The organism is Streptomyces sp. NPDC037389 (genome assembly GCF_040636475.1).
In the GTDB taxonomy this organism is placed as follows: Bacteria; Actinomycetota; Actinomycetes; order Streptomycetales; family Streptomycetaceae; genus Streptomyces; species Streptomyces hesseae.
In genome coordinates this window covers 43,484-69,560 of record NZ_JBEZUS010000007.1, presented here as the reverse complement: position 1 = coordinate 69,560, position 26,077 = coordinate 43,484, and the positions used below count along the sequence as shown (strand labels likewise).

The 26,077-nt window shown below is 71.8% G+C and carries 27 protein-coding genes; 16 read left to right on the top strand and 11 right to left on the bottom strand.

Features of this window, described 5'->3' with window-relative positions; translation table 11 throughout:
• Positions 1–7 precede the first annotated feature (7 nt).
• Positions 8–226, top strand: coding sequence for a hypothetical protein (locus AB0E98_RS16985; RefSeq protein ID WP_229351826.1), 219 nt, complete (start codon positions 8–10; stop codon positions 224–226).
• A gap of 42 nt (positions 227–268) precedes the next feature.
• The gene (locus tag AB0E98_RS16980) at positions 269–733 is read left to right on the top strand and encodes a hypothetical protein (RefSeq protein WP_361702904.1); all 465 of its coding nucleotides are present in this window, start codon (positions 269–271) and stop codon (positions 731–733) included.
• On the opposite strand, the gene AB0E98_RS16975 is transcribed toward AB0E98_RS16980, so the two are convergent.
• Entirely contained in the window at positions 730–2,214 is a 1,485-nt protein-coding gene (locus tag AB0E98_RS16975; protein ID WP_361702902.1) for an alpha/beta hydrolase, read from the bottom strand. The genes AB0E98_RS16980 and AB0E98_RS16975 overlap by 4 nt on opposite strands.
• Before the next feature lie 383 nt (positions 2,215–2,597).
• Between AB0E98_RS16975 and AB0E98_RS16970 the strand changes: the two genes are divergently transcribed.
• A complete protein-coding gene (locus AB0E98_RS16970; protein ID WP_361702901.1) occupies positions 2,598–4,241 on the top strand; it encodes a fibronectin type III domain-containing protein in 1,644 nt (547 codons plus the stop codon).
• Positions 4,242–4,297: 56 nt separating this feature from the next.
• On the opposite strand, the gene AB0E98_RS16965 is transcribed toward AB0E98_RS16970, so the two are convergent.
• Positions 4,298–6,568, bottom strand: a complete 2,271-nt coding sequence (locus AB0E98_RS16965) for a DNA/RNA helicase domain-containing protein (protein ID WP_361702899.1) — start codon at positions 6,566–6,568, stop codon at positions 4,298–4,300.
• A 139-nt stretch (positions 6,569–6,707) separates the two neighbouring features.
• Positions 6,708–7,268: a GNAT family protein gene (locus AB0E98_RS16960; RefSeq protein ID WP_361702897.1), complete on the bottom strand. Its 561-nt coding sequence runs from the start codon at positions 7,266–7,268 to the stop codon at positions 6,708–6,710.
• A gap of 85 nt (positions 7,269–7,353) precedes the next feature.
• On the opposite strand from AB0E98_RS16960, the gene AB0E98_RS16955 reads away from it, so the two are divergent.
• Positions 7,354–8,784 (top strand): amidase, encoded by a 1,431-nt coding sequence (locus tag AB0E98_RS16955; RefSeq protein WP_361702895.1) that lies wholly within the window; start codon positions 7,354–7,356, stop codon positions 8,782–8,784.
• Between the two features lie 28 nt (positions 8,785–8,812).
• Here the strand turns inward: AB0E98_RS16955 and AB0E98_RS16950 are convergent, their stop codons facing one another.
• Positions 8,813–9,532 carry an FCD domain-containing protein gene (locus AB0E98_RS16950; RefSeq protein WP_361702893.1) on the bottom strand — a complete coding sequence of 240 codons (720 nt, stop codon included), beginning with the start codon at positions 9,530–9,532 and terminating at the stop codon, positions 8,813–8,815.
• Positions 9,533–9,666: 134 nt separating this feature from the next.
• Between AB0E98_RS16950 and AB0E98_RS16945 the strand changes: the two genes are divergently transcribed.
• Entirely contained in the window at positions 9,667–10,164 is a 498-nt protein-coding gene (locus AB0E98_RS16945; protein WP_361702891.1) for a gluconokinase, read from the top strand.
• Between the two features lie 55 nt (positions 10,165–10,219).
• Positions 10,220–11,620: a gluconate:H+ symporter gene (locus tag AB0E98_RS16940; protein WP_361702890.1), complete on the top strand. Its 1,401-nt coding sequence runs from the start codon at positions 10,220–10,222 to the stop codon at positions 11,618–11,620.
• 6 nt (positions 11,621–11,626) lie between these two features.
• Here the strand turns inward: AB0E98_RS16940 and AB0E98_RS16935 are convergent, their stop codons facing one another.
• Both AB0E98_RS16935 and AB0E98_RS16930 read right to left on the bottom strand, forming a co-directional pair.
• A complete protein-coding gene (locus AB0E98_RS16935; RefSeq protein ID WP_361703620.1) occupies positions 11,627–11,836 on the bottom strand; it encodes a DUF6255 family natural product biosynthesis protein in 210 nt (69 codons plus the stop codon).
• On the bottom strand, positions 11,833–12,189 hold the full coding sequence (locus AB0E98_RS16930) for a hypothetical protein (RefSeq protein ID WP_361702888.1): 357 nt from the start codon (positions 12,187–12,189) through the stop codon (positions 11,833–11,835). The genes AB0E98_RS16935 and AB0E98_RS16930 overlap by 4 nt, the downstream gene beginning before the upstream one ends.
• Positions 12,190–12,305: 116 nt before the next feature.
• Between AB0E98_RS16930 and AB0E98_RS16925 the strand changes: the two genes are divergently transcribed.
• From AB0E98_RS16925 to AB0E98_RS16905, 5 genes are all read left to right on the top strand, one after another.
• Entirely contained in the window at positions 12,306–13,133 is an 828-nt protein-coding gene (locus AB0E98_RS16925) for a helix-turn-helix transcriptional regulator (protein WP_361702886.1), read from the top strand.
• The gene (locus tag AB0E98_RS16920; RefSeq protein WP_361702884.1) at positions 13,039–13,323 is read left to right on the top strand and encodes a DUF397 domain-containing protein; all 285 of its coding nucleotides are present in this window, start codon (positions 13,039–13,041) and stop codon (positions 13,321–13,323) included. Before AB0E98_RS16925 ends, AB0E98_RS16920 begins: the two co-directional genes overlap by 95 nt.
• 6 nt (positions 13,324–13,329) lie before the next feature.
• Positions 13,330–13,527: a DUF397 domain-containing protein gene (locus AB0E98_RS16915; protein WP_361702882.1), complete on the top strand. Its 198-nt coding sequence runs from the start codon at positions 13,330–13,332 to the stop codon at positions 13,525–13,527.
• Entirely contained in the window at positions 13,527–13,718 is a 192-nt protein-coding gene (locus tag AB0E98_RS16910; RefSeq protein ID WP_361702881.1) for a DUF397 domain-containing protein, read from the top strand. The genes AB0E98_RS16915 and AB0E98_RS16910 overlap by 1 nt, the downstream gene beginning before the upstream one ends.
• 145 nt (positions 13,719–13,863) lie before the next feature.
• Positions 13,864–14,322: a carboxymuconolactone decarboxylase family protein gene (locus AB0E98_RS16905; RefSeq protein ID WP_361703618.1), complete on the top strand. Its 459-nt coding sequence runs from the start codon at positions 13,864–13,866 to the stop codon at positions 14,320–14,322.
• Between the two features lie 6 nt (positions 14,323–14,328).
• On the opposite strand, the gene AB0E98_RS16900 is transcribed toward AB0E98_RS16905, so the two are convergent.
• A complete protein-coding gene (locus AB0E98_RS16900) occupies positions 14,329–14,703 on the bottom strand; it encodes a hypothetical protein (protein ID WP_361702880.1) in 375 nt (124 codons plus the stop codon).
• An 89-nt stretch (positions 14,704–14,792) separates the two neighbouring features.
• On the opposite strand from AB0E98_RS16900, the gene AB0E98_RS16895 reads away from it, so the two are divergent.
• Positions 14,793–16,280 (top strand): alpha/beta hydrolase, encoded by a 1,488-nt coding sequence (locus tag AB0E98_RS16895; RefSeq protein WP_361702878.1) that lies wholly within the window; start codon positions 14,793–14,795, stop codon positions 16,278–16,280.
• An 81-nt stretch (positions 16,281–16,361) separates the two neighbouring features.
• On the opposite strand, the gene AB0E98_RS16890 is transcribed toward AB0E98_RS16895, so the two are convergent.
• Positions 16,362–17,855 carry an FAD-dependent monooxygenase gene (locus AB0E98_RS16890; protein WP_361702877.1) on the bottom strand — a complete coding sequence of 498 codons (1,494 nt, stop codon included), beginning with the start codon at positions 17,853–17,855 and terminating at the stop codon, positions 16,362–16,364.
• A gap of 111 nt (positions 17,856–17,966) precedes the next feature.
• Between AB0E98_RS16890 and AB0E98_RS16885 the strand changes: the two genes are divergently transcribed.
• Positions 17,967–18,578 (top strand): TetR/AcrR family transcriptional regulator C-terminal domain-containing protein, encoded by a 612-nt coding sequence (locus AB0E98_RS16885; protein WP_361702875.1) that lies wholly within the window; start codon positions 17,967–17,969, stop codon positions 18,576–18,578.
• On the opposite strand, the gene AB0E98_RS16880 is transcribed toward AB0E98_RS16885, so the two are convergent.
• The 3 genes from AB0E98_RS16880 to AB0E98_RS16870 are packed head-to-tail and all read right to left on the bottom strand — an operon-like array spanning position 18,564 to position 22,053.
• Positions 18,564–19,697 (bottom strand): acyltransferase, encoded by a 1,134-nt coding sequence (locus tag AB0E98_RS16880; RefSeq protein ID WP_361702873.1) that lies wholly within the window; start codon positions 19,695–19,697, stop codon positions 18,564–18,566. The genes AB0E98_RS16885 and AB0E98_RS16880 overlap by 15 nt on opposite strands.
• Positions 19,694–21,061 carry a polysialyltransferase family glycosyltransferase gene (locus AB0E98_RS16875; protein ID WP_361702872.1) on the bottom strand — a complete coding sequence of 456 codons (1,368 nt, stop codon included), beginning with the start codon at positions 21,059–21,061 and terminating at the stop codon, positions 19,694–19,696. Before AB0E98_RS16875 ends, AB0E98_RS16880 begins: the two co-directional genes overlap by 4 nt.
• Complete coding sequence (locus AB0E98_RS16870; protein WP_361702871.1) at positions 21,061–22,053, bottom strand: glycosyltransferase family 2 protein; 993 nt, start codon at positions 22,051–22,053, stop codon at positions 21,061–21,063. The genes AB0E98_RS16875 and AB0E98_RS16870 overlap by 1 nt, the downstream gene beginning before the upstream one ends.
• A 187-nt stretch (positions 22,054–22,240) precedes the next feature.
• On the opposite strand from AB0E98_RS16870, the gene AB0E98_RS16865 reads away from it, so the two are divergent.
• The 3 genes from AB0E98_RS16865 to AB0E98_RS16855 are packed head-to-tail and all read left to right on the top strand — an operon-like array spanning position 22,241 to position 26,016.
• On the top strand, positions 22,241–23,599 hold the full coding sequence (locus AB0E98_RS16865) for a DUF6716 putative glycosyltransferase (protein WP_361702870.1): 1,359 nt from the start codon (positions 22,241–22,243) through the stop codon (positions 23,597–23,599).
• 32 nt (positions 23,600–23,631) lie between these two features.
• Positions 23,632–25,029 (top strand): acylneuraminate cytidylyltransferase, encoded by a 1,398-nt coding sequence (locus AB0E98_RS16860; RefSeq protein ID WP_361703615.1) that lies wholly within the window; start codon positions 23,632–23,634, stop codon positions 25,027–25,029.
• 48 nt (positions 25,030–25,077) lie between these two features.
• The gene (locus tag AB0E98_RS16855) at positions 25,078–26,016 is read left to right on the top strand and encodes an N-acetylneuraminate synthase family protein (RefSeq protein ID WP_361702868.1); all 939 of its coding nucleotides are present in this window, start codon (positions 25,078–25,080) and stop codon (positions 26,014–26,016) included.
• The last annotated feature ends 61 nt before the right edge of the window (positions 26,017–26,077 follow it).

Genomic DNA, 26,077 nt, shown 5'->3' with positions numbered 1-26,077 from the left:
TGGTGGGATGTCCTCCCCCCGCCGGGCCTGTCCCGTCTGTGCCCGTGAGATCGCCGTCGTCGGCGGCCGCATCGCCCGCCACGACCCGCCGGGCCGCCGCCCCGCGTTCACGTACGAGCTGATGTCCTGCCCCGGCTCCCGCCGCTCGGCCCCGCTCCTGGCGACGGAACCGGTCCTCTTCGACCCGGAGCAGCCCCCGATGGACGGCCAGCAGCAGCTGTTCTGACGACTTGCCCTTGCCGTTACGTCAACTTCTACTGTCGACGGCATGAGCGAGATCAACACCGCCGAGTCCGCGGTCGCCTTCGACCGCACCATCTATCCCATGCCGATGTTCGCCAACTTCAAGGTCGCGGACATCGAAGCCGCCGAGGCGTTCTACCACGCCGTCGGGTTCTTCACCCTGGCCACCATCCCGGGACCGGACGGGTCCACCGCGCTGGTGCACCTGCGGCGGATGAGGTACCAGGACATCCTGCTCACCCCCGGTGAGCCGGTCCGCGGCAGCACCACCGTGAGCTTCGCCGCCGGCGGGCAGGACCTCGAGGAGCTGGCGGCCCTGCTCCGGGAGGTCCCGGTCGACGGGGCCCGGGTCGAGGGCCCCGCGGACACCCTGTGGTTCACCTCGGACCTGACCATCGACGACCCGGACGGGAACCGGGTGATCCTCACGGCCTTCCGGGAGGAGGAACTGGAGCAGGCGAAGGAATGGGCCCGGGAGAACATCGTCTAGCGGCAGACGACATCTTCCGCCGGACGCTGTCCCGTCTTGAGGAACGCGCTGACGGTCCGGTCGCCGCAGGCGTTGCCGTTGGCGAGGTACGCCTGGTGGCCGCCGGAGTCGACGGTGACCAGCCGGGCCCGCTCGCCCAGGGCCTCCCGCATCTTGAGGGCGCCGCTGTGGGGCGTGTTCGGGTCGCGCAGGTTCTGCGCCATCAGGATGTTCGAGGGCCCCCGGGAGGTGATCCGGCCGGGCTTGTCGGCCGGCTCGTCCTTCCAGAACGCGCAGGGCATGACACTGACGGGCATGCCCGCCGTCAGCGGGTGCCGGATCCGGTCGGCGGCCACGGCCCGCCGGTAGGCGGGGAGCGACTTCGGCCAGGCGACGTCGTTGCAGATGGTCGCCGTCCGTACGGCCGCGTCGGACTGGGACACGGCGAAGGGCAGGACGTCGGGGACGGTCAGCTTCTCCTCGTCGGCGGTGTCGCGGGCGGCGCGGATCAGTTTCGCCAGGGGCGCGAAATCCTTGTCGGAGTGCAGGGTTTGAAGCAGACCCATCCGCAGACGGTTGCCGGTCAGTTCGTGACCGTCGACGAACTTCCGGGGCGAGGCGTCGAGCTTCGCCGCGAGTGAGAGGAACACCGGTTGGACGGCCACGGGGGTGTCGGCCAGCCGGTCGGGGTTGCCGGGCGTCGAGGCCCACTTCGCGAAGTCGGGGAAGCGGTCCTCGACCCCGACGGCCATGTTCGCCAGCCACCCGCGAGCGACCCGGGTGGGGTCGGGGTCGCCCGAGCTGTCCAGTACGACCCTGTCGGTCCGGTCGGGGTGCTGCTGCGCGTACTGGGCCGTCACATACGTCCCGTACGAGACGCCGTAGACCGACAGCTTCCGCTCGCCGAGGGCCTGACGGAGGAGCTCGACGTCGCGCACCTCGTTGGCGCTCGTGAACGAGCGGAGGAGCGGGCCGCCGTTGCGGGCGCAGGCGTCGGCGATACGGCGGCCACGGGCGGCGTTCTCGCCGATGTCGCCGTCGGGGCCGGGCCAGGGGATGTAGCTGCTGATCTCCAGGTCGCCCTTGTCCAGCCCGCAGTCGGCGAGGCTGCTGCCGTGGGTGCCGGTGCCGCGCGGGTCGAAGCTCACGATGTCGTACGCCCCGCCGGTCTCCCCGCGCATGGCCTCGCCCTTCTGTTCCAGCAGGTCGAAACCGGAGCCACCGGGCCCGCCGGGTATCAGCAGCAGCGTCCCCCGCCGCGCCTCCGGGTGGTCCGTCCGCAGCCGGGACACCGCGAGCCGGGCCCGGGGGCCGTCCGGAGCGCGGTAGTCGACCGGTACGGACAGGTCGGCGCACTCCCTGGTCGGCGCGTCGGCGCAGGGCTTCCAGTGGAGGGCGGGTGAGGCCACCGGTGCGGCCTGTGCCGGTGCGGCGAGGGTGGCCGCCACGGCGGAGGTGGCGAGGGCGAACAGGAGGGATTTTCGGGTGCGTTGGTTCGTCATGCCGAGAAGATTGGCCGGTCGGCGACGTTCTGCCCATCCGGCCCACCGTTCCCTTAAGGGTGGGGAAAACCCCACGGCCACCGGGGGATTGGTCCCCGTGAATGCGTCATGACCGTTAGAGGTGGACTGTTCATGATTGGCCGGTATCGCGGTGTTGCGGGGCCTAAGGGGCGGCCATGACGCGCCACAGCGGCTCGAATGCGACAAACGCGGCCGCCTGTAACGGTGTTGAGGGGTGACTGACCTGCCTGTATACGGTGCCCGGCTGGCGCGGGGCAGCCGTCGTTTCCGGCAGGCCGTATAGGGGCCTTAGGAGAAGCCGTCCGGCCGAATATTTTTCCAGGTGACCGTACGGGACCGGCCTTCGGGAAAAGGGGCACGGAATGACCACGTCCAACAGCGAGTACACGATCCTCGTCCGGCCTTCCGTCGAAAAGCAGTGGGTCGGCGGAGGCTCCATCCGGCTCACCGTCTTCAACCTCACCGACGACGACAAGAACATCTCGACCATCGAGTTCGACGTGGCCCAGGGGCAGACCGTCAGCAACAACGTCGGCCTCGTGGTGACCCAGCAGGCTCAGCACGTCACGGGAGCGGTCGAGAGCTACAAGCGCAAAATTCCCGCGCACGGCACGAACTTCGTCATCGTGTCCTACAGCGGCACGCTCGACCCGCTGCCCAAGAACATCAAGGTCGACGGCGTCCCGGCGGACGTGCCCGAGTACGACACGCCCCCCACCCCGGTCACCGACCTCCGGGTCGAGAGGGCCCTCGGACGCTCCGTACTGCTCGACTGGACGCCCTCGACCGACCAGGTGGCGGTGATCGAGTACCACATCACCGTCGACATCCCCGGCCGGGAGCCCGTCGTGGTCACCGGGCCGCCCGCCCTCGTGGGCCGTCTGACGCCCGGGACCGACTACGAGGTCACCGTCGTCGCCATGAACATCCGCGGCCTCTTCTCCGAGCCCGTCACGATCGGGTTCAACTCCGGTGCGGCCACCGGGGAACGGCCCGCCTGGGACATCCCGGTCATGCCGTTCATCGACTACGCCGGCGGCAACACCGTCTCCGGCGACTGGCACCTCAACGAGATCACGCCCATCGCCCAGGCCACGGGCGTCCGGGGCGTATCGCTCGGCTTCATCACCGTCGCGAACGACCAGATGGAGCCGTGCTGGGGCAGCATCCCCACCTACGACGCCATCAACGGCAAGCACAACGCCGACGACGTGCGCGCCTTCAAGGCGCTGGGCGGACACCCGGTCGTCTCCATCGGCGGCTGGACCAACCACATCGCGGAACTGGTCCACACGGACGTCGAGAAGGTCTACGGCTGGTACTCGTCCATCCTCGAAGCGTACGAGATCGACCGCATCGACTTCGACATCGAGGGCGCGGCCCAGAAGGACAAGCCGTTCCTCGCCCGGCACATCGCCATCGTCCTGAAGCTGCTGGACGCCCGCCCCCAGCTCCGGATCTCCTACACCCTGCCCGTCGACGCCGGGCGCGAGCGCCGCCCCGCCGACGTGTTCGGGCCCGACGACCCGAACTGCCCGCCGGACCTCGTCGCCGGGTTCAACACCGACGGTCAGGCCTTCATCGGCATGCTCGCCGACGCGGGCATCCTCCCGTCGCTGTTCAACGGGATGACCATGACCATGGGCAACCCCAACCGCCCCCAGGGCACGGAAGCCGTCATCGCGACGCGCTTCATGCACCGCACGGTCAAGCAGGCCTACCCCCACCTCACGGACGCCGAGGTCTGGGCACGGCTGGGCGCCTGTCCGATGTACGGCATCAACGACGGCGGCGAGCGCTTCCACGAGCAGGACATGCACGACCTCGTCGCCCACGCCCGTGACGTCCGGCTGGGCTCCATCGGCGGCTGGGACGCCCAGCGCGACTGGAACTCCAACCGTACGACGACGAAGTGCGGCGTCGACTCGGGCGACATCTCCCAGTGCACGTGGGAGCCCCAGACGCCGGGCACGTACCTGAAGATCGAGGCGACGTACCAGAACTGACGCCCAGGGGGTCCGGGTCCGGGGGCTCAGCACCCCCCGGACCCGGACCCGTGTGCTCAACCGGCCATCCCCTCCAGCTCCAGCCCCGCCGGGAGCCCGGCGCCGTCGCCGTCGTATATGACGCCGAGGCGCTGGGTCGCGCGCGTCAGGGCGACGTACAGGTCGCTCGTCCCGAACTCGCCCGGCTCGACGACGATCACCGAGTCGAACTCCAGGCCCTTGGCCTGGCGCGGGTCGAGGAGGACCACCGGGTTGGTCAGGTCCGGGTTCGCGCCCGTCGAGGCCGCCGGCAGGGCGGCGCGCAGGGCCGCGTGGTGCCGGCGCTGGGCGATGACCGCGATGCGGGCCATCTCACGGGCCGTCTCGGAGACGACCGCCTCGGCCACCGCGTCCGCCAGGTCGGCCGCCGAGTCGCCGGAGACGAGGCACATCCACGGCCCCACCCCCGTGGACCGTACCGAGCTCGGCGGCTCGAAGGACGGATCCGCGGACCGGACGACGCCGGCCGCGACGGCCATGATCTCGGCGGGCGTACGGTAGTTGACGCCCAGCCGTACGTGCTCCCAGCGGTCGCCGACGTACGGGGTGAGGATGGCGTCCCAGGCGCCGCAGCCGCCGGGTTCGGCGGTCTGGGCCGGGTCGCCGACCAGGGTCATGGACCGCGTGGGGCAGCGGCGCATCAGCAGCCGCCAGGCCATGGCGGACAGCTCCTGGGCCTCGTCGACGATGATGTGGCCGAACGCCCAGGTCCGGTCGGCGGCGGCGCGTTCGGCGGCGCTGCGGTGGTCGGCCTCCTCGTGGCGTTCGGCGAGGCGTTCCGCGTCGATGAGGTCGTGCGCGGAGAGGACCTCGGAGTCCTCGTCCTCGCGGTCCTCGAACTCCTGGGTGCGGGAGCCGTAGGAGAGGTCGAGGACGCCCTGGGCGTAGCGGACGCGCTCCTGGCGCGCGGCCTCCGCGGCGGCGCGTTCGGCGGAGTCGTCCTCGCCGAGGAGCTCGGCGGCTTCATCGAGGAGGGGGATGTCCGCCGGGGTCCAGGGGCCGCCGTCGCGCCGGATCGCCGCGGCGTCCTCCTCGGGGAGGTGGGTGGGGTCGGTGAGGTAGTCGCCGACGAGCCGCTGCGGGGTGAGCGCCGGCCACAGGTCGTCGATCGCGGCGTGGACGTCGCGGTTGGCGGCGACGGCCTTGCCGAGCTGGGCGATGTCGTCCGGGCCGAGGAGGCTGGGCCCGCCGTAGGGGTCGGTGCCGATGCGGTCGGCGATCCGGGCGGTGAGGGCGTCGATGACGCGGAAGGCGAAGTAGGGGCGGGCGAGGTTGTGCGGCAGCCTGGTCTCCCGTGCCAGGCGCCGGGCCTCGGTGGCGATGTCCGTGTCGAGGACGAGTTCGCCGTCGTCGTGCTCGATGACGAAGGGCGCGCCGGGCTCGGGCACGGTCTGCCGGTCGCGGACGTACGCCGCCAGGGTGCCGGCCATGCCGGCGGCGCCCTTGATCCCGGCGGCCCGGGGGCTGTCGGTGCCGGTGGCGCGGACGCCGGGGAAGAGCTCGGCGGGCGTGGCGAGGAGGACGCCGGTCTCGCCGAGCGCGGGCAGCACCTCGCCGATGTAGCCGAGGAAGGCCGGGTTGGGCCCGACGATCAGTACGGCGCGGCGGGCGAGCCGCTCTCGGTGGGCGTAGAGGAGGTACGCGGCCCGGTGGAGGGCCACGACGGTCTTGCCCGTGCCGGGGCCGCCCTCGACGACGAGGACGCCCTGGTGCGGGGCGCGGATGATGCGGTCCTGCTCGGCCTGGATGGTCTGCACGATGTCGTGCATCCGGCCGGTGCGCGCGGCGTCGAGCGCGGCGAGGAGGACGGCGTCCGCGTCGCTGCCCTCGTGGCCGGTGCGGGCGGTGTCGGTGAGATCGAGGATCTCGTCGTGGAGGTCGGTGACCCGGTGGCTCTCGGTGGTGATGTGACGCCTGCGGCGCAGCCCCATGGGGGTGTGGCCGGTGGCGAGATAGAACGGGCGGGCGACCTCGGCCCGCCAGTCGATCACCAGGGGCGTACGGTCCTCGTCGGCCGCGCGGATGCCGATGCGGCCGATGTGATGGTCGGCGCCGTCGCGGAACAGCAGCCGCCCGAAGCACAGCCCGTGCTCCCCGGCGTTGAACGCCGCGAGCAGCCCGGACTGCTCGGCCACCATCACATCGCGCTCCTGGCGCGCCTGGAAGGTGGTGCCGTCCATCGCCAGGGCGCCCTTGACCGCCGCCTCGGCGCCGGAGCGCAGCTCGGCGAGCCGGTCGTAGAGACGGTCGATGAATTCCTGCTCATTGCGCACGTCCGTGTTTGACAATTCCACTCCCGCACGGATATGATGGCCTCATAAAGCTTCCCCATGTGTTGAGTTGACCAACGCATGGAAACAACCAATATACGCAGAGAAATGCCCCGGGCGTCAATACGCTCCGGGGCTTTGTTGCATTTCCGGGGGCTCAGTCGGCTACCGGCTCCGGCTCCTCGTCCGTCGCCAGCCGCGCGTGCCGTTCCACGTCGTAGCGCACGCCGGAGTAGAGAAGCCGTTGCCTTTCGCGCCCCTCGACGGCGAAACCGGCGGCCGTGGCCACCCGGCAGGAGGCGACGTTGTCGACTCGGTGCCCCAATTCCAGCCGGAACAGTCCCAGCTCGTCGAAGGCCCACCGGCACACCGTCCGGCAGGCCGCCGTGGCGGCTCCCCGGCCCCGCGCGGACTTCGTCGTCCAGTAGGAGACCCAGCCCGTGGCATGCCGGCGGTCGACCGCGCTCACCGTGATGTCGCCGAGCACGACGGCGGGATCCGCCCGCTCGACGACGGCGAAGGAGTACGCGGCGTCCTCCTCCCACTGCCCGGCCCGCCGCCGGACCCACCGCAGCGCCTCGTCGGCGGTGTCGACCGGCTGCGGCGCCTGCCATCGCATCAGCGGATCCGCGTGGGCCTCCAGCAGGGCGCCGACGTCCCGCGCCGCCCACGGCCGCAGCAGGAACGGGCCGGCGGGCACTTCCATCTCCTCGCGCATGCGGCGAGTGTGCGCCACGGATTTATGTCCGTACAACTCCTGTCCCGTTAGCGTGTGTTCGAGCGCACGCGGGAAAGAGGTTCGCGTGACCGGTTTCGTGAGTGAAGAGTTCGAGGGGCTCCAGGCGCAGGTCCTGGGGCTGGCCGGGCGTCAGGTGTCGTCCCGGGAGGTCGTGGAGCGTTCGCTGCGGCGGATCGAGGCGAGCCAGGGCACGCTCAACGCCTTCCGGATCGTCCGGGCCGAGGCCGCGTTGCGCGAGGCCGACGAGGCCGACCGGCGCATCGCGGCGGGGGAGCGGCTGCCGCTGCTCGGGGTGCCCGTCGCCGTCAAGGACGACATGGACGTGGCGGGCGAGCCGACCGCGTTCGGCTGCCCGGGGGACTTCCCGCCGAGACGGGCGGACGGCGAGGCCGTACGGCGATTACGGACCGCCGGCGCGGTGATCGTCGGCAAGACGAACACCCCCGAGCTGGGGCAGTGGCCCGTCACGGACGGGCCGGCCTTCGGGGTGACCCGCAACCCGTGGAGCCCCAAGCACACCCCCGGCGGCTCGTCCGGCGGCTCCGCCGTCGCCGTCGCCGCCGGGCTGGTGCCGGCGGCCCTCGGCTCGGACGGCGCCGGGTCCATCCGGATCCCGGCCGCCTGGACCCACCTGGTCGGCATCAAGCCCCAGCGCGGACGGATCTCCACCTGGCCGGAGCGCGACGCGTTCCGGGGCGTCACCTGCTTCGGGCCGCTGGCCCGTACGGTCGCCGACGCGGCGCTGCTGCTGCGGGCGGCGAGCGGCTCCCACGAGGGCGACATCCACCGGCCGCCCGACGTGGACGTCGTCGCGGCGGCCGGTCACGAGCCACGGCGGCGGCTGAGGATCGCGCTGTCGCTGCGGCCCGCCTTCGCGGCCGTGCGCAACGCCCTCGACCCCGCCGTGCGGACGGCGACCCTGCGCATGGCCGAGACCCTGGAGGCGCTGGGGCACGAGGTCGTGGAGGAGAACCCGCGCTACGGCCCCATCGGCCTCTCCTTCGTGCCGCGCTCGATGGCCGGCGTCCGGGACTGGACCGCGCGCGTGCCCGACCGGACGCTGCTGGACGGCCGTACGCGCACCAACGCGCGCGGCGGGCTGCTGCTCGGCGGCGAGGTGCTGCGGGCGGCGCGGGCGGCGGAGGCGCCGCTGCGGCGGCGCATCGGGGAGATGTTCTGGCGCTTCGACGCCGTGCTGACGCCCACCACGGCCGTACCGCCGCTGCGCACGGGCGCGCTGGCGGGGCTCGGCAGCCGGGAGACCGACTCCCGGATGATCGCGGCCTGTCCGTACAACTGGCCCTGGAACGTCCTCGGCTGGCCCGCCGTGAGCGTGCCGTCGGGCTTCACGGAGGACGGGCTGCCGCTGGGGGCGCAGCTGCTGGGGCCGTCGAACAGCGAGCCGCTGCTGATCTCGCTGGCCGCGCAGCTGGAGGCGGACCTGCGGTGGTACGAGGTCTGGCCGGAGGGGCTGCCGGACCGTTCCCTCGGTTAGCCGGACCGTTCCCTCGGTCAGGGGGCGGCTAGGGCGCGAGAACGTCCAGCTCCGCCATCGCGCCCGTGGCGATCTCGCGGGTCAGGGCCTCCGCCCGGGCCGCGTCGCGCTCGCGCACGGCCTCGGCGACGCGCACGTGGAGGGTGACGGCGGCCGGGTCGGGGTCGGTGAACATCACATGGTGGTGGGTGCGGCCGGTGAGGACCTCCGCGACCACGTCGCCCAGCCGCGCGAACATCTCGTTGCCGGACGCGCGCAGGATCACCCGGTGGAAGGCGATGTCGTGCACGAGATAGGCGGCCAACTGCTGGCCGCGCGAGGTGGCGACCATGCCGAGGGCGTGCTCGGTGAGCTCGGCGCACTGCTCGGGGGTGGCCAGCAGAGCGGCCAGCCCGGCGGCGGCGGGCTCGATCGCCGAGCGCAGCACGGTCAGTGAGCGCAGTTGCCGCGGGCGGTCGGGGCCGGCCAGGCGCCAGCGGATGACGCGCGGGTCGTAGACGTTCCACTCGTCGGCGGGCAGGACGGTCACGCCGACGCGGCGCCGGGAGGCGACGAGGTTCATGGACTCCAGGACGCGTATCACCTCGCGGATGACCGAGCGCGAGACCTCGAAGCGGTCCTCCAGCTCGTCCGTGCGCAGCACGCTGCCCGCCGGATACTCGCCCGCGGTGATCGCGGGCCCGAGGGAGTCCAGCACGCGCGCGTGCAGCCCCTGGCTCCCCGATCCCCCCTGCCCCTGTTTGTCCATGGGATCAGCCTAAGGGCGGCCTGCGAGCGCAATAAGTATGACGTTTTAGTCACAGGGTCTTGAATACGTCGTACTCAATGCGTTTCAGTGAACCCTCAACAACCGATGTCAATGGAGACAGCGAGGTACGTGTGATGGTCGTCGTGGTGATGGGCGTCGCCGGTACGGGCAAGACCACGGTCGGCCCCCTGGTGGCGGAGGCGCTGGGCGTCCCCTACGCCGAGGGCGACGACTTCCACCCGGCCGCCAACATCGCCAAGATGTCCGCCGGCACCCCTCTGGACGACGACGACCGCGCCCCCTGGCTCGACGCCATCGGCGACTGGGCCCGCGGGCGTACGGGCGCGGGCGGCGGTGGCGTCGTCAGCTGCTCCGCGCTCAAGCGCGCCTACCGCGACCGGCTGCGCGCGGCCGCGCCCGGGCTCGTCTTCCTCCACCTCACCGGCGACCGCGAGCTGATCGCCGGGCGGATGGCCGCCCGCAAGGGCCACTTCATGACCGCCCGGCTGCTGGACTCCCAGTTCGCCACCCTCGAACCGCTCGGGGCCGACGAAGCGGGCATCGCCGTCGATGTCGCGCCCGAGGCGGCCGTCATCGCCGAGCGGGCGGTCGCCGCGCTGCGGCGGCTGTAAGCCCCCGGATCCCCAGAGGCATCCCTTCCCCCCTCCTTCCCCCTTAGGAAGCCCCGTGAGCACTCTCAGCGTCGAGATGCTGGCCGCGGCAGCACCCACCGCACCGATCACGTCGGCGGGTCACGCACAGCTGGGCATCGCCGTCCTCGTCGGCATCGCCGTCATCGTCCTCCTCATCAGCCGTTTCAAGCTCCATGCGTTCCTGTCCCTGACCGTCGGATCGCTCGTCCTGGGCGCGGTCGCGGGCGCCCCGCTCGACAAGGTCATCACCAGCTTCACCACCGGCCTCGGCTCGACCGTCGCCGGAGTGGGCGTCCTCATCGCCCTCGGCTCGATACTCGGCAAGCTGCTCGCCGACTCCGGCGGCGCCGACCAGATCGTCGACACGATCCTGGCCAGGGCGAGCAGGAGCTCGATGCCCTGGGCGATCGTGCTGATCGCGGGCGTCATCGGCCTTCCGCTGTTCTTCGAGGTCGGGATCGTGCTGCTGATCCCGGTCGTCCTGCTCGTCGCCAAGCGCGGCGGCCACAACCTGATGCGGATCGGCATCCCCGCGCTGGCCGGCCTCTCCGTCATGCACGGCCTCGTGCCCCCGCACCCCGGCCCGCTCGCCGCGATCGACGCCATCGGCGCCAACCTGGGTGTCACTCTGGCCCTGGGCGTCCTCGTCGCCGTCCCGACCGCGATCATCGCCGGCCCGCTCTTCTCCCGCGTCGCGGCCCGCTGGGTCGACGTCACCCCGCCCGAGAAGCTCGTCCCGCAGCGTCCGTCGGAGGAGCTGGAGCGCCGCCCCGGCTTCGGGGTCACTGTCGCCACGGTGCTGCTCCCGGTCGTCCTGATGCTGGTCAAGGCGCTCGTGGACGTCGTGGTCGACGATCCGAAGGCCCATGTGCAGCGCGTCGCCGACGTGATCGGCTCGCCGCTGATCGCCCTGCTGGCGGCCGTACTGGTGGGCATGTTCACGCTGGGCCGCGCGGCGGGCTTCGGCCGCGAGCGGCTGGCGGGCACGGTGGAGAAGTCCCTCGTTCCGATCGCCGGAATCCTGCTGATCGTGGGCGCGGGCGGCGGATTCAAGCAGACGCTGATCGACGTCGGCGTCGGCCGCATGATCCTCGACATCTCCAAGGACTGGTCGGTCTCAGCGCTGTTGCTGGCGTGGCTGATCGCGGTCGGCATCCGCCTCGCGACGGGCTCGGCGACGGTCGCCACGATCTCGGCGGCGGGGCTCGTGGCCCCGCTCGCCGCCGACATGAGCACGACCCACGCGGCCCTGCTGGTGCTGGCCGTGGGCGCCGGTTCGCTGTTCTTCTCCCACGTGAACGACGCGGGCTTCTGGATGGTGAAGGAGTACTTCGGGATGAGCGTCGGGCAGACGCTCAAGACGTGGTCGCTGATGGAGACGGTGATCTCGGTGGTGGGGCTGGGGTTCGTGATGCTGCTGTCGCTGGTGCTTTAGCGGTCGCTACACCCCTGCGTACCGGGCGCGCCGCGTGAGGTTCAGCGCGGCGGCGCGGTCGGCCTGGCGGCCGGCCAAGAAGTTCCGGGACAGTACGGCCACCGCCAGACCGGGCGGCCGTACCGCCCCGTACGACGCGAACCGCCGCACCCCGCACCCGTGACAGCGCTCCTCCCCACCCCGGCGGGCCCAGCCCGCCCGGTGCGCGCACCTCATCGCGGCCACGCGGGCAGGACGTGCGTGTCACGGAAGTGACTGCGCACGGCGACCATGGCGTCGACGGCCGCCTCGGTGAGTTCGCCGTATTCGCCGGCGGCCCGCCGGGCCGTATCGAGGCGTACGCACTCGGCGCACCCGGCGGGTGAGGCGCTCGGCGCGGCGGCGCTGTCGCGCAGCCCCGCCGCCTCCCGCTCCGCCCGCGTCGCCAGCCGCAGCGCCTCGGTCGGCGCCTCCCACTCCCGGCCGCCGCCGGGCCGCCTGATCTGTACGCGCGTACCGACGTTGCCCATCACCTGGGCGAGCGTCGCGCTACGCGTGTCCACCACGTATGCGCCTTCGCGGTAGGTCATGGAATCTCCCCTTCGAGTTGACCTTGCCGATGCGGCTCCCAGCTTTGCGGCGAGGGGGCTAGCTTCGGGAGGGGGAGAGGTACTACAACCAGTGGTGTAAGAAGGGGAGTTAAGTCATGGCCAAGGGTCAGGTCGGATTCGGTTGGGAGTTCTTTGGGTCCGAGCTGAAGTGCCGCCGCGAAGCGGCTGGGCTTACGCAGCAGGAGCTGGGCAGACGTGTGTTCTGCTCGGGCTCCTACATCGGGCAGTTCGAGGCGGGCATTCGCAGACCGCAGCCCGAGATCGCCACGCGGTTCGACGCCGAGTTGGAGACGGATGGCTTGTTCGAGCGCATGTGCAGGAAGATCATCGGAAGCTCACCCTATGCCGCGTGCTTCACGGAGGCCGCGTACCTTGAGGGGCTGGCGGTCACGATCAGGGAGTACGCACCCACCTTCGTGCCCGGTGTGTTGCAGGCGCCCGCTTACGCCCGTGCGGTCTTCCTGGGAGGCTTTCCGTTCATGCCGGAAGACGACATCCAGGCCCGGATCGCCGCTCGCCTGGAGCGGGCGCGCATCTTGGACCATCCAACAGACCCCTTGTGGTGGGCCGTTATGGACGAGGCCGTCATCCGACGCAACACCGGGGGCCCGGCTGTCATGCGCGAACAGCTGATGCACATCGCTACGCTCGTCCGGCGGCGCCGTATCGGCGTGCAGGTACTGCCGTTCGCTGCGGGACATCCGGTGGTGGAGGGAACGCTCTCCATCATGACCTTCGACGACGCGCCGCCCGTCGCGTACAGCGAGAGTCACCGCAGCGGAGTCCTGCTCGACGATCCGGCGACGGTGAGTCGGTGCGTCAGCGCCTATGACCGTGCTCGGTCGGTGGCCCTGTCTCCGGACGACTCTCTGTCCCTGCTCGAATCAGTCGCTGAGGAGTATGCCCATGAGTACAGCGCATGACCTGCACGCTGTGGTGTGGCGCAAGAGCAGCCACAGCGGTTCGGGAGACGAGAAAGGCGGTAACAGCTGCCTCGAAGTCGCCGACCATATACCCGGCTTAGTTCCCGTACGGGACAGCAAGTCGGCCTATGGGCCTGCCCTGATGATTCCCGCTACGGCATGGGGAACCTTCATCGCAACGCTGAGGTGATGCAGAATGCCGATGTCTCAAGACGCCCTATGGCGCAAGTCCAGCTACAGCGGGGCGGGAGACGAAAACGGAGGGAGTAACTGCCTCGAAGTCGCCGACAGCCACCCCGGCATCGCTCACGTCCGCGACTCCAAGGATCCTCACGGGCCCATCCTGTCCTTGCCTGTTCCGGCATGGGCGGCCTTCATCGCCACGCTGAAGTGATGCGGGATTCCGCTGGCGTGAGCCACCCGTGGCGCAAGAGCAGCTACAGCAATGGTGGCGATGCGAACTGCGTCGAGGTCGCCGACAACATACCCGGCGCTGTCCCCGTCCGGGACAGCAAATGCCCCCACAGCCCGGCCCTACTGCTCCCTCTTCCGGCATGGGAAACTTTCATCGCCGCCCTCCGGTGACGACGAATCCCGTATGTGACCCAGGCCACCCGACCTCCCCGCCCCCACCCGTCACATTCCTACCGCGGCATCCGTCAGTGCAGTGACGAAGCAAGCCCGGAAGGAAGTCACCGTGACCGACAAGACCCAGACCCAGACCTCCCGCATGTCGAACCCCCTCGACCTGATCCCCGAGATCGCCGAGGTGTCGGCGGCCCTGTTCAAGGCGACCGGCAACGGTTCCGTGCCCCGCACCACGTTCGCCCTCATGCACCTGCGTGCCGGGCAGATCGTGGGCAACACGTACCTCACCATCTTCCACTCCAACACCCTCCGAACCGCAGGTGAGTCCGAGGAGCGGATCACTGCCGTCGCGTCCTGGAAGGACGCGCCGTACTTCACGGACGCCGAGCGGGCCGCGCTCGCGCTCGTGGAGGGGGTGCTGCTGCCGAACCGCCACGGCGAGCGGGTGACCGACGAGGTGTACGCCGAGGCGGCCCGGCACTACGACGCGAAGGCCCTCGCGACGCTCATGGTCGCGATCGGCCAGGTCAACTTCTTCATCCCGTTCGCCCTCATCGGGCGCCCCCTGCCCGGCAAGGCGCCCGCCGAGCAGTGGACCTGAGCGGATCTACACAGGCCAGGCGGTCGGACGCGGGGTGATCACCCCGCGTCCGACCAGCCATCCGGCCAGGTCGGCAGGGCGCAGCAGGGGGAACTGCCCGTCCCATTGGCGCCAATCCAGGCTGCTGGACATGTGATAGGTCAGCACGCCGAGCTCTCTGCCCATTTCCCCTCGGACCGTGAAGTCGACATCTCCCAAGCACATACAGAGGAAGGCGTCGGCCGACAGGTCGACCTCCAGCAGGCCCGCGAGCTCGGCGATCTCGCCGGAGTCGCCCACCATGACGGATCGTTCCCCGGCCGCCGGGTGGCGAGGGGACACCTCGACGGTACGAGCGGCCGCCCACAGGGCATCGACTCGTCGCAGCATGAACAAACCCACGCGGCTCTCCTCCCTAGGGGTACCCCCGTCCCAGAAGTGGGTGGTTCACCGGAGGCGGCGGGACCGGGGTCCTGACAATCATGGGCCGTATGGCAATTACCCATCGCAAGGCCCTCGCCCTCGCCGCCTGCGTCGCGGCCGCCACCACCCTGGCCGCGGCCCCGGCGCAGGCGGCGGCTCCCACAGCCGTGGCGAAGCCGCCCGCCCTCACCTGGGCGCCCTGCGCCGACGCGCCCACCCAGCAGTGCGCCGACCTGCCCGTACCGCTCGACTACCGCGAGCCCAAGGGGCGTTCGGTCAGAATCGCCGTCTCCCGGCTCCGCAGCGACCGGCCGGAGGCCAGACGCGGCACCCTGTTACTCATCCCCGGCGGGCCCGGCGGCTCCGGAAGGGACTGGCTGGGGCGGGTGGGGGAGAAGCTGCGGGAGGAGACGCGCGGCGGCTACGACATCGTGTCGTTCGACCCGCGCGGCGTCGGCGGGAGCACGCGGGCCGACTGCGGACTCGACCGGGACGACCTCGAAATCACCAGGATCCGCCCCTGGCCCGCGCCCGGCGGGGACATCAGCGGGAGCATCGCGGCAGCCCGCCGCGTCGCCGAGAGTTGTGCCCGCGCGGGCGGCGAGCTGATCCGTTCCTTCTCGACCGTCAACGAGGCCAGCGACATCGACCGGCTCCGTCAGGCACTCGGCGAGCGCAAGCTCTCGGCGTGGGGCGTCTCGTACGGGACGTACGTGGGCGCCGTCTACGCGCAGAAGTACCCGGACCGCGTCGACCGGCTGGTGCTCGACAGCAACGTCGACCCGGATCCCGCCCTCGTGGGCCGGGGCTGGACGGCGAACATCGCGGCGGCCACGGAGGACAGGTTCCCGGACTTCGCCCGGTGGGCCGCAGACCCGGCCCGGGACGCCCGGCACCGCGTCGCGGAACGGCCCGAGGACGTCCGGCCGGCGGTCCTCGCCCTCGCGGAGAGGCTGGACCGGCTCCCGGAACGGGGGCCCGACGGCACGCAGTGGCTCACCGGGAACCGGCTGCGGGCCCGGCTCCAGATGGCCCTCTACGACGACAAGGCCTTCCCCGGGCTCGCCGAACTGATCGTCTCGGCCCGTGCGGCGGGCGACGCCGCCCCACCGGCCGTGGAGCCGGCGTACGCGTCGCCCGAGGAGGCCGCCACCCTCCTCGGTGTCCTCTGCAACGACGTGCGCTGGCCCCGGTCGCCCGCCTCGTACGAGCGCGCCGTCGCCGCCGACCGGCTCCGGTACCCGCTGACGGCCGGGATGCCCGCCAACGTCATGCCGTGCGCGTTCTGGAAGAACGACACGGCGGAGAAGCCGGTGCGGATCACGGACGAGGGCCCCTCGAACATCCTCATGGTGCAGAACCTCCGCGACCCCGCCACGCCGTACCGGGGAGCGCTGAGGATGCGGGAGTCCCTCGGCGACCGGGCCAGGATGATCAGCGTCGACTCCGGCGGGCACGGCGCGTACCTCCGCAGGGGGAACGCCTGCGGCGACCGGACGGTCACCGCGTTCCTCACCACGGGCGAGCGGCCGGAAAACGACGTTCTGTGTCGCTAGACGCCGCCGTCCCGGGCGGGGCTCCCCCCTGTAGGAGTCCCGCCCGGGACCGAGCGGCTCGCGCGTCAGCCCGTCACCCCGTCACCCCGTCAGCGTCGCCAGGTACGCGCCCACGTCCTCCGCGTCGTCCGTCGCCAGACCCACGTACCCGTCCGGGCGGATCACGAAGTACCCCGACCCGTACGCCTCCTTGACGTGCCCGTCCACGTCCACCGGCCGGAACACCCGGACCCACTCCGGTACCGCCGCCGGTTCCGCGTCGCCCAGCGCCAGGACCGTGGCGTGCGGGCCCTGGAAGACGTCGAACAGCCGGACCCGGGCCCCGGAGGCGGGGTCCTCGCACGGTGCGTCCGGGGCGCGGTCGCCCGCGCGCAGGGCGCCCTCGGGGAGGTCGTGGCGCAGCTCGCGGCTGAGGGGGCTCTCCGGGTAGCCCACGTGGAGCTGGAGGGTCTCCGGGCCGCGCCTGGGCTGGCCGCCGTCGTCCTCGTGGTGGATGCGGGTGCTCAGGCCCAGGACGTCGGCCGCGACCCCCATCCGCTCGGACCCGTAGGTGTCGAGGAAGGAGTCCGGCGCCCCGCGCCGCAGGACCGCGTCCAGCTTCCAGCCGAGGTTGTAGGCGTCCTGGATGCTGGTGTTGAGGCCCTGGCCGCCGGCCGGGGAGTGGACGTGGGCGGCGTCCCCGGCGAGGAAGACGCGCCCGGAGCGGAATCGTTCCACCATGGCCATGCGCGGCCGGAACGCCGACGTCCAGTGCACCTCGCCCGCCTTGAGGTCGCTCCGGCCCGTCCGCTCCTCGATCAGCCGCTGGAGGGCCTCCGTGGTGCCGTCCCGCTGGGGGTCCGGCTGGGCGTCGGGGTCCTCGTAGCGGGCGACGAGCTGGAAGGTCTCGACGCCCTCCAGCGGGCGCAGCATGAGCCTGCCGCCGGGGGCCTCCGGCCAGACGTGCCAGTGGGTGCGCTCCAGCCCGTCGACGACGACGTCGGCGAGGAGGGAGACGCGCTCGTCGACGGGCTCCCCTGCGAAGCCGACGTCCAGGGCCCGGCGCACGCTGCTGCGGCCGCCGTCGGCGCCGACCAGGTAGCGGGCCCGTACGGTCTCGGTCGTGCCGTCCGGGCCGGTGAGCGTGGCCGTGACGCCGTCCTCGTCCTGATCGAAGCCGGTCAGCTCGGTCTCGAAGTCCACGTGGCCGCCGAGCTCTTCGAGCCGCGCGGCGAGGATCTCCACCGTGCGCCACTGGGGCAGCATCAGGATCTCGCCGTACGGCACGGCCGGCGTGGGCTCGGCGCGGACGAACATGTCCCATTCGCGGACCTGCCGGTCGCCCTCCCACAGCATCAGCGGCGGGCACGGGCCGCCCGCGGCCCGCATGGCCCCGAGCACGCCCAGGTCCTCGAAGACCTCCAGCGAGCGCGGCTGGAGACCCGCGCCGCGCGAGCCCGGGAAGCCGCGGTCGGCGAGGTCGACGAGGCGGTGGCGTATGCCGCGGCGGGCCAGGTCGATGGCGAGGACCAGGCCCGTCGGCCCGGCGCCCGCGATCAGGACGTCCGTGTGCGTGGTCGCGTCGATGGTGTTCACGCGATCCCCCCTATTCCTTAACGTTGTTAAGTTCAGATCGCCTCCACAGGGTGCACTTAACGTTGTTAAGGTGTCAAGGTGGCAACTCGAATTGACAGAACCCAGGTGGCTGTGACCGCACTCCGCCTGCTGAACGAGGTGGGCCTCGAAGGCCTCACCCTGCGCAGGATCGCCAAGGAGCTGGACGTCCAGGCCCCGGCGCTCTACTGGCACTTCAAGAACAAGCAGGAACTGCTCGACGAGATGGCGACGGAGATGTTCCGCCGCATGGGCACCGCCCTGTGCGCCGTCGACAGCTCCGGCTGGCAGGCGGTCATGACCGGCGCGGCCCACGTCATACGGGACTCCCTGCTCGGCTACCGCGACGGTGCCAAGGTCTTCGGCGGCACGCGCTTCAGGGGCCCGGACTACGCGGGTCCCGTGGACACGTTGATGAAGACGCTGGTGGACGCCGGGTTCACGCTCCCGGCCGCCGCACGCGCCTGGTTCACCATCCAGTGCTACACGATGGGGCACGTGATCGAGGAACAGTCCGTGTACCCGTTCCCCGGCGGCGAGCGCGACCCCTTCTACGCCCAGGCCGAGCGCGAACGTCGCCTGGACGGCCATGCGCTCACCGCCGAGGCGGGACGGGTGTTCTTCAACGACCTCGACACCGGCTTCGAGGCCGGTCTGCGCGCCGTCATCGCCGGCATCGAGGCCACACTGCTACCTGCTGAGTGACGTACCCTCCAGGGCCTTGCGCAGCACGGGCGTGAACCGCCGCTCCACGAACCGGTGCAGCGCCCACGCCAGCACCAGCATCACCAGCAGCGTCAGCCCGAACGTCGCATACGACGGGATGCCCAGCCCCCGGTGGAGCCCGCCGATCACCACCCACCCCAGGTGCTCGTGCACCAGATAGAACGGGTAGGTCAGCGCGCCCGCGAACGGCAGCCAGCGCCACGTCGCCCAGCCTGTCTGGCCCAGGGCCACCGCCGCGACGGCCGCGTAGCCGAGGGCGAGAATGGCGATGACGACGTAGGCGGAGCGGGTGGAGAAGTGGTGGGGGTTCGGCGGGTGCACGAGGCCCGCCACCGCGTAGTGCTGGCCGAGCAGGAAGCTCACGCCCACGATGCCCCAGGCCAGGGCGTCATTGCCGAAGCGGTGCACCAGGTAGAGGCCGATGCCGCCGATGAAGAACGCCGAGTGCTCCGGCATGAACACCACGCGCAGGAACTCGACGTGGGAGGCGGAGGTGATCACCGTCATCAGCGTCCACACCGCGCAGAACAGCACCACCCGCCGGCGCGAGGCCCCGGGGAGCACGACGAACAGCGCGAAGAGCGCGTAGAAGCGCAGCTCCGCCCAGAGCGTCCAGCACACCCCCAGCACCCGGTCGGCGCCGACGGGCATCTGGAGCATGGTGAAGTTGACGAGCGTGTCGCTGGGGGAGAGCGTCTTGTACGTCACCCACGGCAGCGCGAACGCCAGCGTGACCAGGACGATCGCGGCCCAGTAGGCGGGGTAGAGCCGGGACGCGCGCGAGGCGACGAAGGACCGCAGGGGCCGGCCCCAGCCGCTCATGCAGATCACGAACCCGCTGATGACGAAGAAGATCTGCACCCCGAGGCAGCCGTAGGCGAACGCCGTGGACAGGTGCGGGAACTCATGGCGGGGCGAGGCGCCCCACGCCCGGCTGACGTCGCCGTCCCGCCCGCCGTAGTGGTAGAGCGCCACCATCAGCGCGGCGACGAGCCGCAGCCCGTCCAGGGCGTACAGCCGCCCCGACGACCGGGCCTGCTCCGCACGCGGTGTGGGCAGGGAGGCGGCGGGGGCGGACGTGGGGCTTGTGACCGTCATGCGGGAGTCGCTTTCTTCGGCCTCGTCAGCCGCCGCTTCATGGCCCGCGCCCGGCGGGCCACCCTCCGGACGGCGGGATTGCGGGGGAGGAAGGCGAGTTGGGAGGGGATCGCGCCGGGGAGGGCGAGGGCGGTGAGGCGGCGGCGTTTGAAGTAGCGCCAGGTGCGGGGGTTTAGCTGGGTGGACAGGTAGCGTTCCGCCGCCGGGCGGAGGGCCGGGTAGATCTGGGGCTGCATCGCGTAGCCGACTGCGGCGAGGAGGCCGCTGAGGTCTGCGGGTGCGGGTGCGGACGGGCCCAACAGCGCGGTGTCGTCCTCCAGGTCCGGCAACAGCGCGTCCACGAGCGTCACCGGCACTCGGTTGCTGTTCTGGTACGGCGTGAGGCGTTCCAGCAGCAGGTCCGTGCCGGCGCGGGCGACGGGCAGGCCGTGGAACGTGCGGGCGGTCAGCAGCGCGGTCGAGAAGCAGGCGACGACCAGCGCGGGCCGCAGCCGCTGGTAGACCACCTCGGCCAGTACGGGCACGTCCAGGACCGTCAGCCGGGCGCCCTGCCGGGCGGCCTCCTCCTCCAGTATCCGCGACCAGCGGGCCGGCGCCGAGGGATGCGGCTTGAAGAGCACGTCGCGGTGGCCGCGCCGGACCGCGCCGCGCAGCATCCGCACATGCAGTCGCTCCTCCTCCTCGGGGGAGAGGATGTCCAGCGCCGACAGGTACTGCCCGAGGACCAGGGCCGCGCCCTCGGGGGACTCCGGCAGGCCGGGGCAGCTCTCGGAGAGTTCGGCCAGCACCTTGGCGAACGCCTCGCCGGGCACGGTCTCCGCCTCGACCCCGAACTCCGTGAGCAGCAGCGGTCTCAGCCCGGGCACGAGGTCCAGGTGGAGCAGTCGCCGTACGCGCGTGCCGATCAGCGGATCGAGCTTGCTGCGGGTGGGCCCGTAGCTCATCAGCCCGTCGGCGTAGACGTCCAGGGGCGCGTCGGGGAAGACCTGGGCGAGGGCGAGGGCCGGGTTGACCTGGATGGACTCCAGGACGATCGTCACGTCGTCCGTGCCGAGCCCCCACAGCAGCCGCAGATAGCGCTCCCACAGGGGGGCGTCGTCGGGGCGCGGGGACCAGCCGGCGGGGTGGAAGGGGCTGATCGCGTCGTTCCAGGACAGCACCCCGTCGAAGCGGGCGAGCAGCCGCTCGAAACCGGGTGCCCGGTCGGGGCCCGGGGTGGTCTCGGGGATGACGGCGGTGTTGGCGACGACCAGGTAGCGGCGCTCGGCGGCGGGCAGTTGTCCCGCGTCGAGGGCGGCGGCGAGCGTGGCGGCGCCGTAGAGCGTGGAGACGAGCAGGAGCTGGACGCGTGGACGGGAGGTCATCAGGCCGCTGCCCCCAGTCCGGCCGGAACCGGCCGGGCGGGCCTGCGGCGCAATCGGCGCAGCCGGGCCGCCCGGTCCTCGTCCATGGAATTCAGCGCGTCCTTGACGAGTTCCCGGGGCATGCGCCGCAAGGCGTCCGCACTCAGGGAACGCAATGCCCGGGCGACTTCGGGTTCGAATCGTTCGATGGTCCCCAACTGATGGGACATAATCGCGCAGTATGTTCGAACGGCCTTGGGGAGAAGCTTTTCCGCCTCCGGATCCGTCGCCGTTTCCTCGATTACCTGATCGAATGCGCGCAGGAAATGGAGCTGGCGTACGTCACCGATCTGCGTGAGCGAAGTGGCGACCCCCCGGCGGTAGAACACCCCGAGCAGCCCCGCCACCGCGAAGGACCGCGCTTCGCGGTGCAGCCGCCAGATCCACGGCCGGTCCTCGGCGGTGCGCAGTCCGTGCGTGAAGTGCAGCAGCCCCTCGTCCAGCAGCCGCCGGTGGTAGACGCCCGCCCAGGCGTAGGCGTAGTCGACGGACGTGGAGCGGTCGGCCGGCAGTATGGCCCCGCGCGGCGACAGCGCCACCCCCCGTCGTCCGACGGGCACCCGGTGGACCGTCCGCGCCCGTCCCGTGCACTGGACGTGGTCGGTACGGACGAAGTCGACGCCCAGCTCCTCCGCCACCGCGAGGAGTTGCCCGTAGTAGCCGGGGGCCAGCCAGTCGTCGCCGTCGAGGAAGGTCACGTACTCGCCGCGCGCCAGATCCAGCCCGGTGTTGCGGGCCGTGGCGAGGCCGCCGTTCTCCTCGTGCCGCACCAGCACCGCCCCCGGCACCTCGCGCTCGGCGCGCTCCAGGATCTCCGGTGTCCCGTCCGTCGAACAATCGTCGACGAGAATGAATTCGAAGTCCTCGCGTGCGTTCGCACTCAGGCTTCGCAGTGTGTCGGGAGCGTATGTCTGCACGTTGAAGAACGGCACGATGACCGAGAGCTTGACCACCCGCGTGACGCTATGTGGTGCCCCGGCATTCGTTCTGACGAAGGGCACAATGAGAGGTGAACGAAGCGCGGCGGATCGATGAACCGCCCTTGCGCGTCAACCGCTTCGCCGATCGTCGGTGTGCTGTTTACCGGCTGTTGAAGTCCCGTTGGGCAGCCAAACGGAATGCATTTCTATCGTCGGCGATGTGCCATCACGCAATGAATCCCCACCCCGGGTGGCCGTCCTCGCGGACTCCGACACCCGGTGGAAATGGGGAGCGCTCACCGCACACCGGTTCGCCCCGCGAGGCGCGCTCGACGGCTTCCTGCTGAGAGGACGCGCCACCCCGACGGTCCGCCAGCTCGCCGAGGTCGGGGTCCGCGCGGACGCCCTGCGCGAGGTCACCGGCGCGGAGTTCACCCGGGCGGCGGGCCGGGAACGGTACGACGTGATCGTCCTGGCCTGCGTCGGCGGCGCCGTGCAGGCGATGCTCCACGGACTGGCCCACGCGTGGGGCCCGGCACCCGCCCCCCGCCCCGTCGTCGTCACCGGCTACGTCGGCGTCGTCTACGAGAAGCTCGCCGACGGCCTGCTGCTGCGGCACGGCGCGGACGTCGTCCTCGCCAACTCCCAGGATGACGCCGAGCGTTTCCGCGCGGTCTACCAGGGTGTGGACGCCCCTTCCGACAGCGTGATCGAGTGCGCGCTGCCCTTCCTGGAGGGAGGAGAACGCGGGCGGAACGAGGCGGGGGGGAGTAAGGCGGGGGAGAGCGGAGAAGTCCGGCCGTTCACCGTGGTGTTCGCCGCCCAGCCCTCCGTACCGGACAGCCGCGCCGACCGGGCGTACCTCCTCGAACGCGCCGTACGACACGCCCGCTCGCACCCGGACCGGGATGTTCTCATCAAGCTGCGCAGCAAGCCCGGTGAGCACACCACGCACATCGAGGAACTCCCGTACCAGAAGCTCGCCCAGCGCCACCCCGGCGGCCTGCCGCCCAACTGCCGCCTCGTCTACGGGCACATGGGCGACGTCCTCGACCGCACCGACCTCCTGGTCACGGTCAGCTCCACCGCCGCCCTCGAAGCCCTCCACCGGAACGTGCCGACCGCCGTCCTCACCGACCTCGGCATCCGCGAGGCCCTCGGCAACCACCACTTCCTCGGCTCCGGCTGCCTCGCCTCCTGGGACCACCTCGACGCGGGCCACCTGCCCCGGCCGGACCCCGCCTGGACGGCCCGCCAGGGTGTCGCCACGGACCGGCCCCACGAGCGCGCGTTCGACACGGCACGCGCCCGCGTCGCCGAACTCGCCCGCCGCGCCGCACCCCCGCCGCTCGCCCCCTACTACACGGCGGCCACCGCCCCCGGCTACCTCCCCGGCATCCTCGCCCGCTACGGCTTCGACCCCGCAGGCCGCCCCCTGCGCGAGCCGGCCGCGCCCGGCCGCGAGGAGAGCGCGCTGCGCCGCGCCACCCGCAGCGCCCTCCGGGAGGCCGCGCGCGGGGCGTACCGGCACGGGGTGCAGCGCGTGGCGCCCGTCATCCGCCGGCTGGGGGAGCTGTGACCGAGGAGCACGAGGAGTACGAGGAGCACACCATGTCGTCCGTTCCACCGGCCGCCGTCCTGGCCGTCATCCCCGCCCGCGGCGGCTCCAAGGGGGTGCCCGGCAAGAACCTCGCCCCCGTCGGCGGCGTCCCGCTCGTCGCCCGCGCGGTCCGCGCCTGCCGGGCGGCCCGCCTGGTCACCGACGTCGTCGTCTCGACGGACGACCCGGCCATCGCGGCGGCCGCGCGGAGCGCGGGCGCGGAGGTCGTCCAGCGGCCCCCGGCGATCGCGGGGGACACAGCGACGAGCGAGGCGGCGGTGCTGCATGCGATGGACGCGTATGAAGCGATGCGGGGCCGGCCGGTCGGGACGGTGCTGCTGGTGCAGTGCACCAGCCCGTTCCTCACGACGGAGGACGTGGACGGGGTGGCTTCCGCTGTCGTGGAGGGCGGGGCGGACAGTGCGCTGACGGTCGCGCCGTTCCACGGCTTCGTGTGGCGGGAGGAGGAGGCTGAGGCTGCCTGCGGCGCGATTCCCCAGCCCCGCCCCTTCGCCGTTTCCCAGGGCTCCGCCCCGGACCCCGCTCCTCAATCGCCGGACGGGCTGAAATCAGCCCGTCCGGCGATTGAGGACACCGCGCGGAGCGCGGTCCGGGGGGCCGGGGGCTCGCCCCCGGTTGCGGGAAGGGGCGGGATCGGGGAACAAACCGCCGGAGGCCACGGCGTCAACCACGACAAGACAGGCCGCCCCCGCCGCCAGGACCGCCCCCAGGACCTCCTGGAAACCGGCGCCGCCTACGCCATGGAAGCCACCGGCTTCCGCAGGAACCGGCACCGCTTCTTCGGCCGCACCGACCTCGTCCGCACCGCCCCCTCCCGCGTCCTGGAGATCGACGATCCCCACGACCTCGCCCGAGCCCGAGCCCTCGCACCCCTGCTCGATGCCGAAGGCGTGCTCGCCCTCCCCGCCAGGGGCGACGTCGACGCCGTCGTCCTCGACTTCGACGGCACCCAGACCGACGACCGCGTCCTCATCGACGCCGACGGGCGCGAGCTCGTCGCTGTCCACCGCGGGGACGGCCTCGGCGTCGCCGCGCTGCGCCGGGCGGGGCTGGCGGTGCTGATCCTGTCCACCGAGACCAACCCCGTCGTCGCCGCGCGTGGCCGCAAGCTCGGTGTGCCCGTGATCCACGGCAGCGAGCGCAAGGACGTGTCGCTCAAACAGTGGTGCGAGGAGCACGGCATCGACCCCCAGCGGGTGCTCTACGCCGGCAACGACGTCAACGACCTGCCCTGCCTGGGCCTCGTCGGCTGGCCCGTGGCCGTGGCCGACGCCCACGGCGCCGTACGTGCCGCCGCCCGCGCGGTGACCGTCGCCCCGGGCGGCCGGGGCGCCGTCCGCGAGATCGCCACCTGGCTCCTCGGCGAGGACCTCGGCACCCACTCCTGACCCCGAACCCGACCGCCCCACCCCCGTCACCAAAGGAACCGCCCCGTCATGAACCCAGCACCGCGCAGCGGAAACCGCACCCGGCTCCTCGGCGACCGGCCCGTCGGCCCCGGGCACCCCGTCTACGTCACCGGCGAGATCGGCATCAACCACAACGGCGACCTCGACACCGCCCTCGCCCTCGTCGACGCCGCCGTCGACGCCGGCTGCGACGCCGTGAAGTTCCAGAAGCGCACCCCCGAGATCTGCACCCCGCGCGACCAGTGGGAGCTGGAGCGCGACACGCCGTGGGGCCGGATGACGTACATCGACTACCGCCACCGGGTGGAATTCGGCGAGGACGAGTACCGCGCCATCGACGAGCACTGCAAGGGGCGCGGCATCGCGTGGTTCGCCTCGCCCTGGGACACCGAGTCCATCGCGTTCCTGGAGAAGTTCGACGTCCCGGCCCACAAGGTGGCCTCCGCCTCCCTCACCGACGACGAGCTGCTGCGCGCCCTGCGCGCCACCGGCCGCACGGTGGTCCTCTCCACCGGGATGTCCACGCCCAAGCAGATCCGGCACGCCGTCGAGGTGCTGGGCAGCGACAACATCCTGCTCTGCCACGCGACCTCGACCTACCCGGCCAAGGCCGCCGAGCTCAACCTCCGGGTGATCAACACCCTGATGGCCGAGTACCCCAACGTCCCCATCGGCTACTCCGGCCATGAGACGGGCCTCCAGACCACCCTCGCCGCCGTCGCCCTCGGCGCCGCGTTCGTCGAGCGCCACATCACCCTCGACCGCGCCATGTGGGGCTCCGACCAGGCCGCGTCCGTCGAACCCGGCGGACTGAGCCGGCTCGTGCGCGACATCCGCGTCGTGGAGGAGTCGCTGGGCGACGGGGTCAAGCGGGTGTACGACAGCGAGCTGGGGCCGATGCGCAAGCTGCGCCGGGTCGCGGGCGTCGTCGCCGAGGCGGACGACCGCGAACCCGTCGCGGTCTGACGGGCCCGGCCGTGACCCCACCCGAGGGGCCGGCCGACGGACCGGTCCCGGAGGCGGCGGA

What these genes read in the sequence shown, in the direction of transcription:
- AB0E98_RS16920 (WP_361702884.1), top strand. Translation starts at nt 13,039, where the DNA reads ATGACCGTGCTCGGTCGGTGGCCCTGTCTCCGGACGACTCTCTGTCCC.
- AB0E98_RS16925 (WP_361702886.1), top strand. Translation starts at nt 12,306, where the DNA reads ATGGCCAAGGGTCAGGTCGGATTCGGTTGGGAGTTCTTTGGGTCCGAG.
- AB0E98_RS16960 (WP_361702897.1), bottom strand. Translation starts at nt 7,268, where the DNA reads ATGCGCGAGGAGATGGAAGTGCCCGCCGGCCCGTTCCTGCTGCGGCCG.
- AB0E98_RS16985 (WP_229351826.1), top strand. Translation starts at nt 8, where the DNA reads ATGTCCTCCCCCCGCCGGGCCTGTCCCGTCTGTGCCCGTGAGATCGCC.
- AB0E98_RS16910 (WP_361702881.1), top strand. Translation starts at nt 13,527, where the DNA reads ATGCGGGATTCCGCTGGCGTGAGCCACCCGTGGCGCAAGAGCAGCTAC.
- AB0E98_RS16945 (WP_361702891.1), top strand. Translation starts at nt 9,667, where the DNA reads ATGGTCGTCGTGGTGATGGGCGTCGCCGGTACGGGCAAGACCACGGTC.
- AB0E98_RS16950 (WP_361702893.1), bottom strand. Translation starts at nt 9,532, where the DNA reads ATGGACAAACAGGGGCAGGGGGGATCGGGGAGCCAGGGGCTGCACGCG.
- AB0E98_RS16970 (WP_361702901.1), top strand. Translation starts at nt 2,598, where the DNA reads ATGACCACGTCCAACAGCGAGTACACGATCCTCGTCCGGCCTTCCGTC.
- AB0E98_RS16880 (WP_361702873.1), bottom strand. Translation starts at nt 19,697, where the DNA reads ATGACGGTCACAAGCCCCACGTCCGCCCCCGCCGCCTCCCTGCCCACA.
- AB0E98_RS16860 (WP_361703615.1), top strand. Translation starts at nt 23,632, where the DNA reads ATGTCGTCCGTTCCACCGGCCGCCGTCCTGGCCGTCATCCCCGCCCGC.
- AB0E98_RS16895 (WP_361702878.1), top strand. Translation starts at nt 14,793, where the DNA reads ATGGCAATTACCCATCGCAAGGCCCTCGCCCTCGCCGCCTGCGTCGCG.
- AB0E98_RS16935 (WP_361703620.1), bottom strand. Translation starts at nt 11,836, where the DNA reads ATGAGGTGCGCGCACCGGGCGGGCTGGGCCCGCCGGGGTGGGGAGGAG.
- AB0E98_RS16875 (WP_361702872.1), bottom strand. Translation starts at nt 21,061, where the DNA reads ATGACCTCCCGTCCACGCGTCCAGCTCCTGCTCGTCTCCACGCTCTAC.
- AB0E98_RS16915 (WP_361702882.1), top strand. Translation starts at nt 13,330, where the DNA reads ATGCCGATGTCTCAAGACGCCCTATGGCGCAAGTCCAGCTACAGCGGG.
- AB0E98_RS16980 (WP_361702904.1), top strand. Translation starts at nt 269, where the DNA reads ATGAGCGAGATCAACACCGCCGAGTCCGCGGTCGCCTTCGACCGCACC.
- AB0E98_RS16855 (WP_361702868.1), top strand. Translation starts at nt 25,078, where the DNA reads ATGAACCCAGCACCGCGCAGCGGAAACCGCACCCGGCTCCTCGGCGAC.
- AB0E98_RS16930 (WP_361702888.1), bottom strand. Translation starts at nt 12,189, where the DNA reads ATGACCTACCGCGAAGGCGCATACGTGGTGGACACGCGTAGCGCGACG.
- AB0E98_RS16905 (WP_361703618.1), top strand. Translation starts at nt 13,864, where the DNA reads ATGTCGAACCCCCTCGACCTGATCCCCGAGATCGCCGAGGTGTCGGCG.
- AB0E98_RS16975 (WP_361702902.1), bottom strand. Translation starts at nt 2,214, where the DNA reads ATGACGAACCAACGCACCCGAAAATCCCTCCTGTTCGCCCTCGCCACC.